Here is a 16,313-nt window from a genome sequence, read left to right on the forward strand (position 1 = left end):
TCGCAAAGCGTTCGATTTGTTTTTTGGCCATGGTTGGATGATGTTCAAGGATGAGCGCTTCAATGGGTTTGTCTGGTGTTGAGCGCACCAAACCCGTGAACGTGACCGTTGCACCTGCCGCACCATCGCTGGCAAAAAACGCGTTGCTTTCGCCACCCGGGTCAAACGGTTCTTGTTGGATGCGCACCCACATATTAGCCGCCTGTCATTGGGGGGAAGAACGCTATTTCGCGCGCGCCGGAAATTGATGCATCGGTTTGGACCAATTCATCGTCAATTGAAGCGCGGATGATGTCGCGGTCTGCAAAAGCCAAAGCAAAGCTTTCGTCCGTCGTTGATTTCCAATCGATCAATTGATCAATGGTGGTGACGGTTTGCGGTGGCGATACGTCTTCGCTGCCCTTGTTCATGCGCTCTCTGAGCCATGCAAAATAGAAGATTTTCATTTTTCTTCCTTAATCAGATGCGGCCATGCGCCTGCAAAATACTCGTAGCCAGTGTAAAGCGTCAAACCAGTGGCGAGCCACAGCGTGGCGGTGGCGACAAGCTGAAGGCCAGGCACGATCGGCAGTACCATAACAAACCCCAGTGCAACCAGTTGCGAGGTGGTTTTGTATTTGGCAATACCGGAGACCGGAATGACGATGTTTTGCGGGCCCAAATGTTCGCGCAAACCTGACACGGCGATTTCGCGCATGATAATGAAAATTGCGGCGAATGTCAGTGCTGTAGAAAAGCTGCCGTCAAAGGCGAATGTGATTAGCAACGCGCCAACGATGAGTTTATCGGCAATAGGGTCGAGCATGCGGCCCAATGGGGACACGAGCTTCATTTTGCGGGCCAAATAGCCGTCCAAAAAATCGGTGAGGGCGGTGGTCACGTATAGCGCGAAGGCGATCCATTGGGCGGTTGTGTTGTGCATCATCACCAACGCAACGATGAGTGGTATCACAGCAATACGTGACAATGTGAGTATGTTTGGAATATTCACTGGCCGGTCCTAATCAGTTTTGTTGCCGTAACCAATCGCATCGGATTGTTAAGGTCAAGTGCGCTTGAAATGGTCATAGATGATTTGCGCCATTTGTTTTGAAATACCCGAAATTGCTTGCAAGTCTTTCAATGTTGCACCGCTCACGGCTTTGGCTGATCCAAAGTGGGTGAGCAGGGCCTTTTTGCGTGTTGGGCCGATACCGTCGATTTCATCCAACGGATTTTTGACTATCTGCTTTGAGCGCTTGGCGCGGTGGGTGCCGATGGCGAACCGATGAGATTCATCGCGCAAACGTTGCAAATAATAAAGCACCGGATCTCGGGCTGGCAGCATAAAGGGCTCCCGCCCCTCAAGGATAAACGTTTCGCGGCCTGCGTTACGTTCTTCGCCTTTGGCGATGCCGATTAGGGTTACCTTCTGCGGCAAGTTAAATTCTTTGAGTGTTTCGCGCACCGCCGTTACTTGGCCCTTGCCGCCATCAATCAACAGCACGTCGGGCCAGTCGGGCATCGTTTCCTTGTCGGCGTCAGCGCTGTTGTCGGTTGGTTTGTACTCGCTCACAAGCCGGGTGAAGCGTCGGGTGAGCACTTCTCGCATCATGCCAAAATCATCGCCCGGCGTGATCTCCGTGGATTTAATATTGAAGGTCCGATAGTGCTTTTTCGACAAGCCGTCGCGTCCGGCAACAATCATCGCGCCCACAGCATTTGTGCCTTGTATGTGCGAGTTGTCATAGACCTCGATGCGGCGCGGTGCTGCATCAAGACCAAAGGTTTTGACCATGCCGTCGAGCAATTGAATTTGTGATGCGCTTTCTGACAATTGTCGACCCAAAGCCTGACGTGCATTGTTGAGGGCATGCTCCACAAGTGCGCGTTTTTCGCCGCGCTGCGGGGTCAAGATTTCGACTTTGCGATCCGCACGTATGGCCAAAGCTTCGCCCAACAGCTTAGGCTCTTCTACTGGATGGGACAGAAGCACTAATTTGGGCGGTGTGCGCGCTTCATAAAATTGTGCGATGAAAGCGGTGAGTACTTCTTTTTCGTCAAAACTCTTGTCGGCACGCGGATAATAGGCGCGGTTGCCCCAGTTTTGGTGCGCGCGGAAAAAGAACACCTGAATGCAGAATTTGCCTGCTTCTTGGTGAATGGCAAAAATGTCAGCGTCGGCAACTGTTTGCGCGTTCATATCGCCTTGACCTTGGATATGAGAAAGCGCTGCGATACGGTCGCGCAATAAAGCGGCACGTTCAAAGTCCAATTCCTCAGACGCTTTTTGCATATCTTTGGACAAATCGGACTGCACGGTTTTGGATTTTCCGGACAGAAATTTCACCGCATCGTCGACCAGGACTTGATAGTCTTGAAGGGAAATTTCGCCCGTGCATGGGGCAGCGCAGCGTTTGATTTGGTGTTGCAAGCAAGGGCGGGTACGGGCTTCATAATAACTGTCTGAACAGTTGCGCAGCAGAAAAGCCTTTTGTAGGGCTGCTATGGTGCGGTTGACGGCCGTCACAGAGGCGAAGGGGCCAAAATAATGTCCCTTTTTGCGCCGTACACCACGATGTTTGGTGAGTTCTGCGGCGGCGTGCTCTGTCGCCATCAAAATATAGGGAAAGCTTTTGTCGTCGCGCAGCAACACGTTGTAGCGGGGTTTAAGCCGCTTGATCATGTTGGCTTCTAATAAAAGGGCCTCGCTCTCGGTGTTTGTGGTGACAAACTCCATGGTGCGGGTGGACGAAATCATCCGGCCAATACGAACCGAATTGCCATCGTAACGGGTGTAATTTGTGACCCGCGCTTTGAGGTTCCGCGCCTTGCCCACATAAATCACGTTGCCTGCATCGTCGAACATGCGGTAAACGCCGGGACCCGTTGGCAGGTTCTTGACGAATTTCTTGATGATGTCAGGGCCGGGTGATGTGGTTGCGTCGCTCATTGGGGTGAGATGTTTTCACCTTTGTGGGACCATTTCAAGTGTTCACCACCATCAAGCGCAACCATTTGTCCGGTCATAGATGGTGCAGACAAAATGAACCGTACAGCGTTGCAGATTTCTTCAAGTTTTGGCCCAACTTCTAGGGGCAATGCTTCGATTTCTTTCTGGAAAGCGGCTTGATTCTGGTGAATGTTCTTGATCGTGGGGCCTGGTCCAATGGCGTTTACGCGGATGCGCGGGGCAAGAGATTGGGCCATGGTTTGTGTTGCGGTCCACAATGCAGACTTGGAGAGGGTATAGGAGAAAAATGTTGGCTTGAGCGCCCACACACGTTGATCGATCATGTTGATGACGTTGCCGGTGGCACCCTCGCTCAACTGCTTGGCAAAGGCGCTGGTGAGAAAGACCGGCGTTTCAGCGTGGATGGTGAAGTGCTTTTGCCACAGTTCGGCTGAGAGTGCGTTGATATTGTCTGGCTGAAAAATTGAAGCATTGTTGATTAACACATTCAAAGGACCAAATAGGTTTCGAGCCTGTTCGATCAATTGATTGCGCGCACTTGCCTGCAACAGGTCCGCACAAACTGTTGCTGCGGTGCCGCCATTTGCGGAAATTTGCGCTGCCAGCGCATCTGCTTTTTCGCCGGAACTGTTGTAGTGAATAATTGTCTTGTAGCCATCAGACGCAAGCGCTGTGGCGATCGCGGCCCCAATGCGGTCGGCTGCGCCTGTGATGAGTGCAACACCTTTTGACATTGCTTGTTAAACGCTCCCCTCAACCACGCCGTGGCCAACATTAAATACGATGAACAAATAGATGACGTAGAAGGTTGCCATCACTAACCCTTCGCGTCTGCCAATGCTGCGATGCATGAAAACTATTGGCACCAGACCAAGCGTAACAAGCAGCATGACCCAATAGTCAAACGTGAGGAAGTTGGTGTCAACTTTAAGCGGGATGATCATTGAGGTGACGCCGATGATCGACAAGATATTAAAAATGTTCGAGCCCACAGCATTGCCAATTGCCACTGCTGATTGCTTGCGCAGCGCCGCAGCCATTCCAGCGGCAAATTCGGGCAAGGACGTACCGAGTGCAACAATTGAGAGGCCGACGGCACTTTCTGCCACGCCCATCATTCTTGCAATGTCTAGCGCACTGTCTGTTGTCAGTTTACCGCCAAGCGGCAAGCCAATGATGCCGATAAGTAAGTAGATAGTTATTTTGCGCGTGTCGTCCGGTGCGTCGTTTATTTCCTCGACGATCTCTTCAATCGCTTGGCCTTTTTTGCGCATCCGGTTTGCTTCGATGCCATTGTAAATCAAATAGCCAGCGAGCAGCACGAGCAAAATTAAGCCATCGGAGAAACTGATGATTTGATCAAGGCTTAGTACAATCAAAAGGACGCTCACAAAAACCATGAAGGCTGTGGAGCGGCGTAAACCTGTTTGTTTGCAATCAATGGAGAAAAAAAGCGCCGGAACGCCAAGCACGAACAAAATATTGGTGATGTTTGAGCCGACAACGTTACCAATGGATAGGCCGGATGCGCCCTCGGCTGCGGCGGAAAGTGAGACCACAAGTTCAGGTGCCGATGTGCCAAACGCGACGACAGTGAGCCCGATTACCAGCGGGGGTATGCCCATACGGTTGGACAGGCCGACAGCGCCACGAACCAACAGATCACCAGTTACGACTAGTGTGGCAAGGCCCAAAATGAGCAACAAATATGGCATTTGAACCTTTTCATATAAACGCGTGCGCTTGGTAGTGACAAAGATCGACGCAAAACACAAGAGTCTCTCATATGGGGATTGGGAATTATATGTAAAGACATCACAACTTATGTGATGCGCTGGTCATGTAAATAATTTCCTCGTACAGTTTTATGCGATAGGGGATTGAATATGCTAACCAATACGCACGTTTTGATTGCTGCGGCTGCGCTAACGCGAAGACGATATACACGCAGGCAGAATCTATTGATCGTTTTTGGCGGATTTTTTCCCGATTTGTCATTGTTTGTGATGTTCGTTGTGGGGCGAATGCCCGGGTCACAAATAACGAACCTGTGGCGCAAACCGGATGGGATGTATTGGCAGGAGCCCTGGCAATTTCTGTCTGCCCTGTCGAACTCGTTCCCAATATATATCGCCGCTCTTCTGATCTTCTTGCTTTTGCTGCGCAGCGCGCCAAAATCTCGGGTGGTCTGGTTGAGCCTGGTGTTATTTGTTTTGGCTGGCCTGACGCATATACTCGTTGATTTCATGACGCATGCGGACGATGCCCACGTGCAATTTTGGCCGTTCAGTGGCGCACGGTTCAACTCGCCTATTTCCTATTGGCAGTCGCAATATTACGGCAAATGGGTTGGCGCGTTTGAGTTGTTGATGGGGGCGGGTCTAGTAACAATTTTGTGGCGGCGTTTTGCAAGTTGGCAACCGCGCGTTGGTGTTGCATTATTGGGTTTGCCCTATCTAGCTTCGGTTGCTTTCACATTGGCGGGCTTTGGGCATCAAATTTGAGCGGGTTTGCGCTTAAAAATCGTTGCTACTGCAACGCCTGTCAGAATGAGCGTGCTGGCGACAATGAAGCGCAAACTAAGCTGCTCGCCGAGCAACAATATGCCGCCAGCTGCCGCGATTGCTGGCACGGTGAGTTGGACGACGCCTGCGCTGGTGCGCGCAAGACGTGGTAGCACAGCATACCAAATGGCATAGCCAATGCCTGAGGCCAGCGCGCCTGAAAGTGTTGCGAACAGCACGCCCTTCAAGTCCACCGGCCAAATGTCGGCGATGAGCATTGAGCCAACCACAATGATGATGGCCATTGGTAGCGCCAGCACAAAGTTGCCCATCGTGTCATATAACGGGTTGATTGAACCGCGCCCCAGCAATGAGTAAACGCCCCAGCTGATGCCTGAAATGGTCATTAAAAGTGTCCCAACTGGGTCAGGAGCGACAAGGCCGGGCGATACCAGATAAATGAACGCGCCGAACGCCAACACAATTCCGCCAATCTCAATCGGCCCCGGACGCTCGCCTTTAATGATTGCCCAAACGAGCATGGTAATTTGCACCGAAGCAAACAAGATCAGCGCGCCAAGGCCCGCGCCGAGCGACAAATAGGCGAATGAGAAGAATATCGCGTAACAAAACAGCGCAAGCGACCCGCGCCACGACCCGCCTGCTTTAGCGAACGTCCAAGATTTTTTGTGTGCCGCCACAATCACGACAAGCACCAGCGCGCCGGTTGCGATGCGGATCGCTGTGAACATGATCGGGTCAATCTGGGTTTCCACCAACGCAATGCGTGTGAATACAGAATTGGCCGCAAATGCCATCATGGCGACGGCAGTTAGAATAAGCGTTTTGAGCATTCTTGCGGCCTACTTGGTGAGCGCGGGGAAAATCTGCGGAAACTCAATTTCCTCATCATCTTCAAAACCATCACACTCTGATTTGGCATAAAATTTGAGCATTTTGAAGCCGTAATCTTGCCATTGCCATTCGCCAGATGTGCCACAGTCGCCAAGCCCTCGACCCTTGTAGAAGCTGTATAGTGTTTTGGTTTCAGGCTCATAGGATGGGTTAACAAGCATGTCAGTACCCGTCCAGCCCACGGAGTCCCAATAGTCGGCAAACAGCAGTTTGGATATTCCTGGATATTCAAATGATTGAGTGTAGAACATGTAAGAGAAATTATACGCACCGGCGCTGCACGGCAGCATAAACAAAAGTGTGTCATTGTTGACTTGATAAACTTGCCAGTCGTCGCCGTGTACCAGTTCTGCTGGTGGTTCACAGTTCTCTTGTTTGGCATGTATTTCAAAAATTTCGGCGGGTAAGTCTGTTGGCAACGTTAATTTCGGCTCTGCTAATTCCAGCCCGATTGGCAAATCCCCTGCGATACGTGGATCGCCCAAACGTTCCTGTTGCTCGTCAATCCACAACATGGATGCGGTCAGACCTGAGAGCGAAAACTCCACATTGACGGTTTCGCCCTGATCGCTATCGAATGATCCGGACATATTGCTGCCCGCAAGCATTGCGCCAAGCATTTTCGTTGCGTCGTCGCCGGTCATAAAAATGTCATTGACTGCGCCATGGGCGAGGGCAGAACCGCCTTTTGTAAACCAAAAGCTGTCCTCACCAATCCAGAAATAGAATGTGGTGGTATTGCTTGGCATGGATTTGATCGGGGTGAGCGAAATTTCCCACTTGGTACCGTCTTTGTGCCGGCCAATGCGCAGCCAATGGTCCGCCACGCTGCCGTTACCCGGGTTTGGGTTAATGTATGAAATTGCGGAGCAATAACCAGTATCTGGTCGACATGCGGCCAGCCAGTCTTTGAAGTATTCGCGTTTTTCGCCAGAATTTTGTGCTTGTGCACTCGTAATTGTCAAAAGTGCCATAATAAACATGATCATTAAACGCATGATAAAATACCCCCTGTTGGTCCCAACTGTAGCTTAGATTTTGCATTTAGACAGCAAATTATTGGCGTGATGCTTTGTCAGACAATGTTGGCATATGGCTTTTGTTTTGGCGGTCCGTGCGCTAATATTTGCGTGGCAGATTGAGGGATTTGCCCAAAAAAACGGAGGGAATTATGGAAACAATTTTACCATTACTTATACAAGTGATTGCTGGTGGTATCGGCGGCAACGGTGTTGCGCTGGCGATGAAGAAAGCCAGTCTGGGCACGATGGGCAACACAATCATTGGGGCTATTGGTGGCCTTGGTGGTGCAGCACTTACTGGTGCTGTGGCCGGACCTGACACGCTTGTGGGCTTGGGCCTTGCGGGCGACGGCATTTCTGGCCTGGTCGGCGGTGGCGTTTTGACCGCTATTGTTGGGGTTGTGAAAAGCATGATGGCGAAGAACGCAGAAAAATAGGTGTTCACTGACGAAAAATACCAGCCCCGGTGCGTCATGTGCCGGGGCTACTTTTATTCAGAGTGTGCGCCTGCGGTAAGTCGCGGGATCTAATTCTTTAATGTCCACCGAAATACTACCAACGTCTGTTAGACGAGCCGCCGCAGCTGCTAATATTGCAGATGTAACTTCGATTTTTTGCGCCTCGGTTCCTGCTGTTTGGCGATTGTGGGGAAAAAGCGTGGCGTTCTTTCGAGCGCTTTATAGGTTCATTCTTGTAGGTAGTTTGAAAATTCAATGTTACGGTTCTCGTCTTCAATATTGGACGTGCTGATTTGGTCAGACGTCATTTCATTTTCAGGTCTTGCTATGAATAACACGAGCCCCGCTGCCGGGAATAACATTTCGAAGGGCATTGCCCTGACGCTGATTTCAATCCTGATTTTTTCCGTGCAGGACGTTGCGGTGAAGATGCTGGTGACAGACTACCCACCCACACAGGTGGTGATGATCCGCTTTTGGGGTGTGGCAGTTTTTACCCTTGTTTGGATTATGCGGGAAGGTCCAATTCGGCAGGCCTTTCGCACCAAGCGCCCTAAGCTTCAGGTCACGCGGGGTATTCTTCTTGTGCTCGATATTTGGTTTTTCAGCGCGGCGCTGCAATTTATGCCGCTGAGTGACCTGCAAGCAATATTTATGCTGTTCCCCATTGTTGTGACGCTTTTTGCAATTCCCCTTTTGGGCGAGCAGGTGGGCATTTTCAGATGGTCGGCGATTGGCGTTGGATTTTTGGGCGCGATGATTATCATCCGGCCCGGTTTCCAAGACGTGAATATTGGCGTCTGGTTTATGCTGGGCGCGGTTACAACATTTGCGCTGTATACGGTTTTAACCCGCTTGGTTTCGCGCCACGATAGCACAACGACATCCATGGCCTATATGGCGGTTGTTGGCGTTGTGCTTTCCACGTCCGTCGGTATTTTCAATATGGTGCCGATGGCGCTGAACGCTTGGCTTTTGATGGGTTTGGTGATTATCACAGCCAATGTGGCGCACACGCTTTTCGCCATGGCTTATCGCGAAGCGCCAGCCAGTGCGTTGCAGCCGTTCAACTTCCTTATCCTACCAGCCGCAATCATCATGACGGTGATTTTCTTTGGCCATTGGATAGATGCGATTAGTTTGTTCGGGGCATCATTGACTGTGGGTGCCGGGTTGTTTGTGTGGTGGCGGGAACGTCAAAAGGCGAAAACGGCCAAGCGCGAAGCGTTGAAACAGGTACCAATTCGCTAAGGAAAAAAGATCGGACAGGCGCGACATACGCGGAGAGATCAGATAGGGGATGATCGCGAGAACATGCCCACACCTGTCCGAACACTTGTTGGCAATAAACCTTGGACGGGTTTTGCGAGGCATGAGATGATTGCACACCCGCCAAGGTTATTGCACAGCACCACTTGCGAAGTGCTGATGGAAGGATCACCGCCAGAAAATTAGTAGGTCAACGTGCGATCAATCTCTTCAACTTGCCGCCATTATGCGCAGAAGATTTGATTCTTCTAATTGATATAAATCAATTGCGATTTAGTTACATTTGCAACGTCTTATCGCGCACTGAGCGTTTTTCGCGCCGCACGGGCGGTCGAGTTCACCAACCCTCATGGTGAGCTTGTCGAACCACGAGGGCTGGCTGTTGTGTCGCCCTTCGACAAGCTCAGGGTGAGGGCGGAGATTGGCAGAGGTGATGGTGCCGTTGTTTTGGTCCCGACCCAGGCACCCCCGCCGATTGGTGCATCACACTTATGTTGAGTGAATTTACATCCCCACTTTTTATCATCGTCATCCCCGGACTTGATCCGGGGTCGAATTTCGGTGATGTAAAGCCCCCCACCCTTAATCCCTCCCCACAAGGGGGAGGGAGACATGATTTTGTTGGCGTTGATGTTGTGCACCAACTTCCCAACAAGCATCCTAGGGCTTGCCCCGGGGCCGGGACAGTCTGTGGCGGCGTAACGACGGTGTTTGTGGCAGCGCACGGCTTCAGCTTCCCTCCCCCTTGTGGGGAGGGAGACACTCTCTCTTGTGCCGCACGTGCGATCGAATGGTTGTTTTGGTCCCGGCTCGGGGGCCGGGGACAGTCTGTGGCGGCGTAACGACGGTGTTTGTGGCAGCGCACGGCTTCAGTTTCCCTCCCCCTTGTGGGGAGGGATTAAGGGTGGGGGCTAAGTCGGTCCTCACAGAAAGCTTGTTAAATTATGGAATTTGGTCCCGGCTCGGGGGCCGGGACAGCCAGAGGATTTGGTAATCCTTTTGCCACACATTCTGTGGCATCCCCGCACTTGATGCGGGGTCTGTCTTATTTTTCGCGCCGCCGTTGCAGGTTGCACCTGCTACCCCGGCACCCCCGCCGGATGTTGCGCGCCGCCATCGGCCCCAACGGGCCGACCTAAGACCCCCCGCCGCAGAGTGCTAGGCGGAAAGGGTTTTTTAAAATCAACAATTTAATCGATGATATCGAGTTCCAAATCCTTCAGCCTCTTCACCTCGTCACGTAATCGTGCAGCTTCTTCGAACTCGAGATTGGTTGCGGCTTCGCGCATTTTGGCCTCGAAATCTTTGATCGTGGCGGCGAGGTTGTCGCCCACATGCACCTGGCCTTTGGCAAACTTGTTGCCGGTGCCGATGGTGACGCGGTCGCCCTCGTAAACAGAATCCATGATGTTTTTAATGTCGGACTTGATCGATTGCGGGGTGATGCCGTGTGCTATGTTGTATTCTTCTTGCTTTTCGCGACGGCGGCTGGTTTCGCCCATCGCGCGTTCCATCGATCCGGTGACCTTATCCGCATAAAGGATGACGCGACCATCGGCGTTCCGCGCGGCGCGGCCAATAGTTTGAATGAGTGAGGTTTCAGAGCGCAAAAAGCCCTCTTTATCCGCATCCAAAATCGCCACCAATCCACATTCGGGAATGTCCAAACCTTCGCGCAGCAAGTTGATGCCGATCAGCACGTCGAAAGCGCCAAGCCGCAGATCACGGATAATTTCAATCCGCTCAATCGTGTCGGTGTCGGAGTGCATATAGCGCACCTTGATGCCTTGCTCGTGCATATATTCGGTGAGATCCTCGGCCATCTTTTTGGTCAAAGTGGTCACCAATGTGCGATAGCCGACTTTGGCGACTTTCTTGATCTCATCGATGACATCATCAACCTGGTTTTTGGCCGGGCGGATTTCCACTGGTGGGTCAATCAGGCCCGTCGGGCGAATGATTTGTTCAGCAAATACGCCGCCCGTTTGTTCCATTTCCCATTTGCCCGGTGTGGCCGAAACATAGACGGATTGGGGCCGCATGGCGTTCCATTCTTCAAACCGCAACGGGCGGTTGTCCATGGCGGAAGGCAAGCGGAAGCCATATTCGGCAAGCGTTGCTTTGCGTCGGAAATCGCCACGATACATCGCGCCCAATTGGCCGACAGTGACGTGACTTTCATCAACAAAAACAAGGGCATCGTCGGACAAATATTCGAATAATGTTGGGGGCGGTTCGCCCGGTTGGCGGCCCGTGAGATAACGCGAATAGTTTTCAATGCCCGCGCAGGAGCCGGTGGCTCCCATCATTTCAAGATCAAACAATGTGCGCTGTTCCAGACGCTGCGCTTCCAAGAAACGGCCCATGCCGTTGAGCTCTTGTAGGCGGGCCTGCAATTCGGTTTTGATGAATTTCATCGCTTGGTTGAGCGTTGGCCGCGGGGTCACATAGTGCGAGTTCGCGTATAGCCGGATATATTTCAGGTTAGCGGCTTTGTGGCCCGTTAGCGGATCAAACTCGACGATAGATTCAATTTCGTCGCCCCACAGGGAGACCCGCCACGCAGCGCTGTCATAGTGGGCGGGGAAGATTTCAATCGTGTCGCCGCGCACCCGGAAGGTGCCGCGCACGAACGAAGCTTCGTTGCGTTTATACTGCAAGGCCACCAGTTGGCCGAGCAGTTCGCGCTGATCGATTTTTTGACCTTCTTTTAGGTCAACGATCATCGAGGTGTAGCCCTCCACCGAACCGATACCATAAATGCACGAAACCGACGCCACGATGATGACATCGTCGCGTTCCAACACCGCGCGTGTGGCAGAGTGGCGCATCCGGTCGATTTGATCATTGATGGTGGATTCTTTTTCAATAAATGTATCGGTGCGCGGTACATATGCTTCGGGCTGATAATAGTCGTAGAACGAGACAAAATATTCGACCGCATTGTTGGGGAAGAAGCTTTTGAATTCGCCATAAAGCTGTGCTGCCAAAGTCTTGTTTGGGGCAAGCACGAGGGCGGGGCGCTGGGTGTTGTTGATCAGCGAAGCGACGGTGAAGGTTTTGCCAGAACCTGTGACGCCGAGCAATACTTGATCGGTCTCGCCGTTTTCAATGCCTGCTTGCAGTTCGGCAATGGCGGCGGGCTGATCGCCCTGCGGTGAAAATTTGGTGACCAGATCAAACTTTATGCCCCCTTCAAGTTTGGCCGGTCGAGCAGGACGGTGCGGTTTCCAAGCTTCAACACCTTCCACTTCTTCGCGGCCATATTGAATGAGGTTTTCGAGCGCTTTTACGGTTTCGGACACACCTGTGCTGGCATCAATTGGTTTGCCGGGCAAAACAAATCCCGCTTGGGGAGCCTCAGCGAAGCCGTCTAGGTTTTCTGGTCGCTCAACAGAGTTCGCCTTGGACTTTGGCGACTTTTTGGACATGCCGGTAACGGTGTCAGGATTGGACGTTTTGGTGTTTTTGCGCTTCGCTTCTGCCGCCTCTGCCCGGTCAAGCGCGCGGGCGTTGCGCAACCGATGTTGGGGCAGGGGCTTTGACGCCACAATGTCCTCAGCCTTCTCTATCTCTGATATAAAATCATCAATAGAAAAGTCAGCCTTGCTTGGCCGGCTCGGCTTGTCGGGCTGCTTCGGCTTGGAATCGTCGCCGCTCATTTTAAAGTCCTGGGCATAAGTGGAAGTGAGATGTTGCTGCAATATAGGCATTAACCGTGCGAACGTAAAGAGAACATGCACAAGAATTTGGACGAAAAAGCCCCGCCCTATTTTGGGGCGGGGCCACTCTCTCCGCTAAATCTATGGCGTCTTTAAAGGACCATTTGGACCGCAATCATAACGACGACTGCCGCAATCCAGTATCCGCCATCAACCATTTTCGCGTAATTGTTTTTCTGGGTAAATGAGTTGCCCGACCATTGCAGCAACACGAATGAAATTGTGATCAATATGATGGTCAGCAAGCTATTTGTTGCCGCTGTGATGGCCACAACCCATGCAAGGCCGATCAGGCCTAGAGCCTGTGTTGCCATTGCCACCATTGGCATATCAGTAGCGTTGCCCAATTCCACCTTGCTGCCTTCAGCCCATTTTGTGCCAAATAGTTTTGGTGAATACCAAAGCCAACCCAGCAAAAATGCCAACACAGCGCCCACAATTACAGCCAACCAGCTCACACTTGCAGTTAGTTCTACCATTTTAGTCCCCAATTTACTGCGAGGCAGTTCCCCTAAAACTTGCTGTCGCCCCCTACCAGCCAGGCAAAACTTTGCATGGGTGCGACATTTTGGCAAGCTTTTGTTAACCATTGAAGTTGTTGGCAACAGTGATGGTATTCCAGTTGATGCCTTGGTCGTGCTGATAGGTCGTCTGGCGTGCGCCAGTTATATCGGGTAGGGACCTGATATGGTTGCCAGTTGGATTCACGTTCAAATCAGGACAGAATTTCGGATATATGTAACCGCTGTTTGCGTAACCAGATTTTCAAAATCGTGCACTTCGCAAGCAGATTTCGTGTAAAACATGGCCTAGCCCTTCAACAAAACAGTTTCGCCGGTTTTTGCCGAGCGCATTGCCGCTTCTGCCAGCATTTGTGCTCTAAGGGCATCATGTCCCGACGGCGACGGCGCGGCACCGTTCCTCACAGCGTCAATGAAATGGTCCAACTCGGCCCGATAGGCGGGTAGATAACGTTCTAAGAAAAAATTCATTAACGGCGCGTCGTGATAGCCATCTGCGTTGGCCAAACGCACAGCGTTCTCATGCTGGTTTTTCGCCTGCAATCCGCCTTTTGAGCCATGCACTTCGACCCGCTGATCGTAACCATATGTCGCGCGCCGTGAGCATGAAATTTGACACATCTTGCCGCTAGCGGTTTGCAACTGCACAGTTGCGCTGTCAAAATCACCGGCTAGCCCGATAGCCGGATCAACCAGTGCAGCGCCCATGGCTTGCACCGAGACAGGTTCTTCATTTAACAAAAACCGCGCCATGTCAAAATCATGGATCATCATATCTGCAAAGATGCCGCCTGAACGTGCAATATAGGAAAGTGGCGGGGCACCGGGGTCGCGTGAAATCAGATTGATCATTTCCACGTTGCCAATTGCACCCTGATTGATTTGTGCTTTTAACGCGCCAAAATGCGGATCAAATCGGCGCTGAAACCCAAACATCAAAACTGTTTCGGGCGCCAGCTGGGCCAAACAATCTTTGATGCGATCCGTGTCCAGATCAAACGGCTTTTCACAAAGGATGGCCTTGCCCGATTTAGCCGCGGCCAAGATAAAATCCACATGTGTGTCTGTCGGTGTACCAATCAGTATTGCGTCAATATCCTCTGCGGCGCAAATTGCATCAGCATCGCGCACTTGTGCACCATATTCATTTGCAAGGCTTAATGCTGCGTCATCAATCGCGTCAGCCACGGCGACCAGCTCAGCTTGTCGATTTAGGGCGATGGAGCGGGCATGAACTTGCCCAATACGGCCACAACCTAATAGTCCAATACGTAGCATATTATACTCTCCCAAAGGCGGTGATCACGGTTTTTGTTGCCTCTCGAACAGGGGCAATGGTGGGACCAAGCAGTGCAACCCGATCAAATATGTCGGGCTGATCGTTCAGCGATTTTCGTAGCGCTTGGCCAAACGCCATACGCAGTTCAGTCCCAATATTGAATTTTGATACCCGGCTGGTTTGTGCCAACTCTTGGCGTACATCAACCGGAATTCCGCTGCCACCGTGCAACACGAGCGGCAAATTTGTTACCGCTTCAATTTCGCGCAAAAGTTCGAAATTAAGGCCTGCGGTTTTTTCGGTCTTCAAGTGGACGTTACCCACCGATATGGCCAGAGCGTCCGCACCGCTTTCCTTGTCAAATCGAGCGGCTTCTTGTGGATCAGTACCCGCGGAAGCGGCACCATCTGCATAGCCAACAAAACCAACTTCACCTTCCACAGAAACGCCCGCAGCGTGCGCCAACTCAACAATCGCTGCTGTTTTGTCAATATTCTCAGAAATTGGAAGTTTGGAGCCATCAAACATAACGGAAGTGAAGCCGCTTTCAATGCCTTCGACGCATTCCGCCAACGTGTAACCATGATCAATATGGCACACGACCGGCACACTTGCCTGATCTGCGAGATGCCGGAACATTTTTCCAAGAATTGGCACGGGGGTATGGTTTCGACACCCCGGCCCAGCTTGCAAGATAATGGGAATGCCGGTTTCCTCAGCGGCTTCCACATAGGCGCGGGCATCTTCCCAACCAAGACAAACAAGACCTGCGATCGCATAGCCGCCGTTCATAGCGGGGCGAAGAACATCGGCTAACGAAACTGCACTCATTTGAATTTCGCAATCATGTCTTTGATGCCCGGGATTGTTTCAATCTGATAGGCGTGTGTGGGGTGGAAATACTGCACCAGCGAACGCTGTGATAGCCCGCCAAGAATAGTGAAATAGTACATTTCGTAGCCCGGCGCAGCGACGCAAGGGTGGTAACCATTTTCCAAATAGATGGTCGAGCCATTCACCAAATGATAAGCATCGCCGATCTTACCTTCTTCGCGCTCAACCAATTGCAGGCCAAAGCCGTGATTGGGGCGAAAGCGGTAATTGTAGGTTTCGTCATGCCGGGTTTCATCTGGCAAGCGATCTGTGTCGTGCTTGTGTGGCGGAAAGCCAGACCAGCCGCCTTGGCCAACCGTATAAAGTTCTGAGACCAGAAGCCGGCCAACTCTGTCATGCATCTTGTTGCCAAGAATATGCTTGATTTTGCGGTGGGTTTTGGTGTCGTCGGAGCCATATTGGACCATATCGATATCGGCCGCGCGCACGTCGAATGGGTCAAGCACCTTGTCGTGTGGCGCACCAGCAATAAACACCTCAGCATTCTCGGTCGTGCAAACAAAAGTAGCTTTTGCACCAATAGGCACATAAACCGCCTCGGGTTCACCGTCCCACACGTCCACTGTACGTTGTCCAATGTTTAGATATTTCTGGCCTTCCACATCCACATCAATTGTGCCAGTTGCTGGCACAATGCACGTTTCATATCCGGGCGTTTGATACTCAAATGCATCACCACGATTTAGCTTCACAATATTGAAATAGTTGAGCGGCACACGCGTATCATTCACGTCAACGATCGGCTTGTTATGATTATCAAATGGGGGAATATGCAT

16 protein-coding genes are annotated in these 16,313 nt (G+C 51.7%); 3 read left to right on the forward strand and 13 right to left on the reverse strand.

Annotated features, from left to right (window positions below; all coding sequences use genetic code 11):
- From ACJAZW_RS07855 to ACJAZW_RS07880, 6 genes are all read right to left on the reverse strand, one after another.
- Positions 1–193: molybdenum cofactor biosynthesis protein MoaE (locus ACJAZW_RS07855; protein WP_415156785.1), on the reverse strand; the 193-nt coding region annotated here is incomplete at its 3' end.
- Position 194: 1 nt separating this feature from the next.
- Positions 195–446 (reverse strand): MoaD/ThiS family protein, encoded by a 252-nt coding sequence (locus tag ACJAZW_RS07860; RefSeq protein WP_415156787.1) that lies wholly within the window; start codon positions 444–446, stop codon positions 195–197.
- Positions 443–991: a CDP-diacylglycerol--glycerol-3-phosphate 3-phosphatidyltransferase gene (gene pgsA, locus ACJAZW_RS07865; protein ID WP_415156789.1), complete on the reverse strand. Its 549-nt coding sequence runs from the start codon at positions 989–991 to the stop codon at positions 443–445. The genes ACJAZW_RS07860 and pgsA overlap by 4 nt, the downstream gene beginning before the upstream one ends.
- Positions 992–1,045: 54 nt before the next feature.
- Positions 1,046–2,932, reverse strand: a complete 1,887-nt coding sequence (gene uvrC / locus ACJAZW_RS07870) for an excinuclease ABC subunit UvrC (RefSeq protein ID WP_415156791.1) — start codon at positions 2,930–2,932, stop codon at positions 1,046–1,048.
- The gene (locus tag ACJAZW_RS07875) at positions 2,929–3,687 is read right to left on the reverse strand and encodes an SDR family oxidoreductase (RefSeq protein WP_415156793.1); all 759 of its coding nucleotides are present in this window, start codon (positions 3,685–3,687) and stop codon (positions 2,929–2,931) included. Before ACJAZW_RS07875 ends, uvrC begins: the two co-directional genes overlap by 4 nt.
- 6 nt (positions 3,688–3,693) lie before the next feature.
- On the reverse strand, positions 3,694–4,668 hold the full coding sequence (locus ACJAZW_RS07880; protein WP_415156795.1) for a calcium/sodium antiporter: 975 nt from the start codon (positions 4,666–4,668) through the stop codon (positions 3,694–3,696).
- Between the two features lie 171 nt (positions 4,669–4,839).
- Between ACJAZW_RS07880 and ACJAZW_RS07885 the strand changes: the two genes are divergently transcribed.
- A complete protein-coding gene (locus tag ACJAZW_RS07885) occupies positions 4,840–5,457 on the forward strand; it encodes a metal-dependent hydrolase (RefSeq protein WP_415156797.1) in 618 nt (205 codons plus the stop codon).
- On the opposite strand, the gene ACJAZW_RS07890 is transcribed toward ACJAZW_RS07885, so the two are convergent.
- Both ACJAZW_RS07890 and ACJAZW_RS07895 read right to left on the reverse strand, forming a co-directional pair.
- The gene (locus ACJAZW_RS07890) at positions 5,448–6,311 is read right to left on the reverse strand and encodes a DMT family transporter (RefSeq protein WP_415156799.1); all 864 of its coding nucleotides are present in this window, start codon (positions 6,309–6,311) and stop codon (positions 5,448–5,450) included. The genes ACJAZW_RS07885 and ACJAZW_RS07890 overlap by 10 nt on opposite strands.
- 9 nt (positions 6,312–6,320) lie before the next feature.
- Positions 6,321–7,370: a DUF1176 domain-containing protein gene (locus ACJAZW_RS07895; protein WP_415156801.1), complete on the reverse strand. Its 1,050-nt coding sequence runs from the start codon at positions 7,368–7,370 to the stop codon at positions 6,321–6,323.
- Positions 7,371–7,543: 173 nt separating this feature from the next.
- On the opposite strand from ACJAZW_RS07895, the gene ACJAZW_RS07900 reads away from it, so the two are divergent.
- The gene (locus ACJAZW_RS07900; RefSeq protein WP_415156803.1) at positions 7,544–7,831 is read left to right on the forward strand and encodes a hypothetical protein; all 288 of its coding nucleotides are present in this window, start codon (positions 7,544–7,546) and stop codon (positions 7,829–7,831) included.
- A gap of 276 nt (positions 7,832–8,107) precedes the next feature.
- The gene (locus ACJAZW_RS07905; RefSeq protein ID WP_415156805.1) at positions 8,108–9,103 is read left to right on the forward strand and encodes a DMT family transporter; all 996 of its coding nucleotides are present in this window, start codon (positions 8,108–8,110) and stop codon (positions 9,101–9,103) included.
- Between the two features lie 1,208 nt (positions 9,104–10,311).
- Here the strand turns inward: ACJAZW_RS07905 and uvrB are convergent.
- From uvrB to ACJAZW_RS07930, 5 genes are all read right to left on the reverse strand, one after another.
- Positions 10,312–12,783 (reverse strand): excinuclease ABC subunit UvrB, encoded by a 2,472-nt coding sequence (gene uvrB / locus ACJAZW_RS07910; protein WP_415156807.1) that lies wholly within the window; start codon positions 12,781–12,783, stop codon positions 10,312–10,314.
- A 152-nt stretch (positions 12,784–12,935) separates the two neighbouring features.
- Positions 12,936–13,322, reverse strand: a complete 387-nt coding sequence (locus tag ACJAZW_RS07915; protein WP_415156809.1) for a DUF1761 domain-containing protein — start codon at positions 13,320–13,322, stop codon at positions 12,936–12,938.
- Positions 13,323–13,652: 330 nt separating this feature from the next.
- Positions 13,653–14,642: an inositol 2-dehydrogenase gene (iolG, locus tag ACJAZW_RS07920; protein WP_415156811.1), complete on the reverse strand. Its 990-nt coding sequence runs from the start codon at positions 14,640–14,642 to the stop codon at positions 13,653–13,655.
- A 1-nt stretch (position 14,643) separates the two neighbouring features.
- Positions 14,644–15,474 carry a class II fructose-bisphosphate aldolase gene (locus tag ACJAZW_RS07925; RefSeq protein ID WP_415156813.1) on the reverse strand — a complete coding sequence of 277 codons (831 nt, stop codon included), beginning with the start codon at positions 15,472–15,474 and terminating at the stop codon, positions 14,644–14,646.
- Positions 15,471–16,313, reverse strand: coding sequence for a 5-deoxy-glucuronate isomerase (locus tag ACJAZW_RS07930; protein ID WP_415156815.1), 843 nt, complete (start codon positions 16,311–16,313; stop codon positions 15,471–15,473). Before ACJAZW_RS07930 ends, ACJAZW_RS07925 begins: the two co-directional genes overlap by 4 nt.

The organism is Maritalea sp., assembly GCF_047634455.1.
Classification (GTDB): Bacteria; Pseudomonadota; Alphaproteobacteria; order Rhizobiales; family Devosiaceae; genus Maritalea.